Here is a 459-nt window from a genome sequence, read left to right on the forward strand (position 1 = left end):
GCCAGTACCGCGCCAAGCACGCCCAGCGGGACGACGAGTAAAACCGCCGTGGGGATCGACCAGCTTTCATAGAGCGCTGCCAGGCACAGAAACACGATCAGCAACGACAAGCCCAGCAGCATGGGTGCTTGCGCCCCGGACAACTTCTCCTGCAAAGACAAACCAGTCCATTCCAGCCCCAAACCCGCAGGCAGTTGATCCACCAGACGCTGAACCTCAATCATCGCTTCGCCGGTGCTGTAACCGGGCGCCGACTCGCCGGAAATACTGATCGCCGGGTAGCCGTTGTAACGCGTCAGTTGCGCGGGGCCCTGAATCCAGCGGGCCTCGACAAAGGCCGACAGCGGTACCATTTTTCCGAGGTTGTTACGCACGTTGATCTTGAGCAGGTCTCCGACCTGGCTGCGCTGATCGCCTTCAGCCTGAACCACGACCCGCTGCATACGCCCCTGATTGGGG

Annotated in this window: 1 protein-coding gene; it reads right to left on the reverse strand. The window is 61.2% G+C overall.

What is annotated here, in order from left to right; translation table 11 throughout:
- A partial coding sequence (locus GHO03_RS24755) for an efflux RND transporter permease subunit (protein ID WP_178110386.1) occupies positions 1-459 on the reverse strand: 459 nt, incomplete at both ends.

Origin of the sequence: Pseudomonas sp. FSL R10-1339 (assembly GCF_009600545.1) — a bacterium.
GTDB classification, from domain to species: domain Bacteria; phylum Pseudomonadota; class Gammaproteobacteria; order Pseudomonadales; family Pseudomonadaceae; genus Aquipseudomonas; species Aquipseudomonas bubulae.